The organism is Streptomyces sp. NPDC054834 (assembly GCF_053611185.1).
In genome coordinates, this window is record NZ_JBSGZV010000118.1 from 1 (window position 1) to 1,567 (window position 1,567).

2 protein-coding genes are annotated in these 1,567 nt (G+C 67.4%); one reads left to right on the forward strand and one right to left on the reverse strand.

Translation table 11 applies throughout. The features are described from left to right. The first annotated feature begins 93 nt into the window (after positions 1-93). Complete coding sequence (locus ACWGJM_RS48985) at positions 94-426, forward strand: antibiotic biosynthesis monooxygenase (RefSeq protein WP_453418273.1); 333 nt, start codon at positions 94-96, stop codon at positions 424-426. An 8-nt stretch (positions 427-434) separates the two neighbouring features. On the opposite strand, the gene ACWGJM_RS48990 is transcribed toward ACWGJM_RS48985, so the two are convergent. Next, positions 435-1,567: IS256 family transposase (locus ACWGJM_RS48990; RefSeq protein WP_453418274.1), on the reverse strand; the 1,133-nt coding region annotated here is incomplete at its 5' end.

The window sequence follows — 1,567 nt, forward strand, 5'->3', positions numbered from 1 at the left end:
CGAGTAATAGTCAAGACCTGTGGATGACGTAGAGGTCGTGGCCCATGCAGCGAGGGCCTCCCGCTCGTTGACCAGGACCAGTAGAGTGCGCGGATGATCGTCCGTATCTGGCGGGGCTGGACAACGCCCGAGAACGCCGACGCATACCAGTCGATCGTCAGTACGAGGGTCTTGCCGGACATCGCTGCCCGAGAGCTCGACGGTTACCACGGCGCCTACCTGCTTCGGCGCACCCTCGCCGACGGCGAAGTCGAGTTCTCCACGGTCATGCTGTTCGACTCCATCGATCCCGTCCGAGAACTCGCCGGCCCGGACTACGAAGTAGCCCACGTGCCGGCCGAGGCAAGGGCCGTCCTGGCCCGATTCGATCAGCGGGCCGCCCACTACGACACGCTGTTGACCCCGGACAGTACTCGTCCTGCCTGATCGGTGGCTCAGGCCGCGCTGCGCTCGGGGCGTTCGACGAGGTGGCCGCGTTCGAAGCGGGCGCCGGCTCGGACCAGGGCAACGAGGTGAGGTGCGTTCACGGCTCGCCAGCGGGCCTGGGCGGACTCGATGAGCTTGAAGACCATCGCGAGGGCGGCGGCCCGGCTCCCGGCACCCTTGGTGACCTTCGTTCGGAGTCGCACGGTGGCGAAGGTCGATTCGATAGGATTTGTCGTACGCAGATGGATCCAATGCTCGGCCGGGTAGTCAAAGAACGCCAGCAGCTCGTCCTCGTCGTCCGTGATCCGCTTGACCACCTTGGGGTACTTTGCGCCGTACTGCTTGGCGAAGGCTGCCACCGCCTTTACCGCGTGGTCCTTGTCCTCGGCGTTGCAGATCTCCTGGATCGCGCGCTTGGCCGCAGGCTGCGCGGCCTTCGGTAGGGCGTCCAGGCAATTGGCGGTCTTGTGAACCCAACACCGCTGGTGGCGGGTGGTGGGGAAGACCTCGTTCAACGCGTTCCAGAAGCCGAGTGCGCCGTCACCGACGGCCAGGACCGGGGCGCGCATGCCGCGCCGCGCGCAGTCCCGCAGCAGCCCGGCCCATGCCTCGGATGATTCGCGGTAGCCATCGGTCATCGCGATGAGCTCCTTCGTGCCGTCCGCCCGCACGCCCATCAGCACCAGCACGGCTGCCTTCGCTTCCTCCAGGCGGATCCGCAGGTGGACGCCGTCGGCCCAGACGTAGACGTAGTCGGTGCCCGACAGGTCACGGTCCTGGAAGGCAGCGTGATCAGCCTGCCACTGGGTGGTCAGCCGGGTCACCGTCGCCGGCGAGAGGCCGGCGGCTGAGCCGAGGAACTGCTCCAGCGCAGGCACGAAGTCGCCGGTGGACAGGCCGTGCAGATAGAGCAGCGGCAACACCTCTGCGATCTTCGGGGACTTGCGGCACCAGGGCGGCAGGATCGCCGAGGAGAACCGCCGACGTTCGCCCGTGGCCTCGTCGATGCGCTTGTCGTTGACGCGCGGTGCCCTCACCTCGACCGTCCCGGCAGCGGTGGCCACCTTCCGCGGCTGGTGGTAGCCGTTGCGAACCACCATGCGGCGGCCCGACTCGTCCCGCTGCTCGGTCAACTCAGCTA

Bases quoted from the DNA above. Each gene is read 5' to 3' on its own strand.
- ACWGJM_RS48985 (WP_453418273.1), top strand. From the start codon at position 94: ATGATCGTCCGTATCTGGCGGGGCTGGACAACGCCCGAGAACGCCGAC.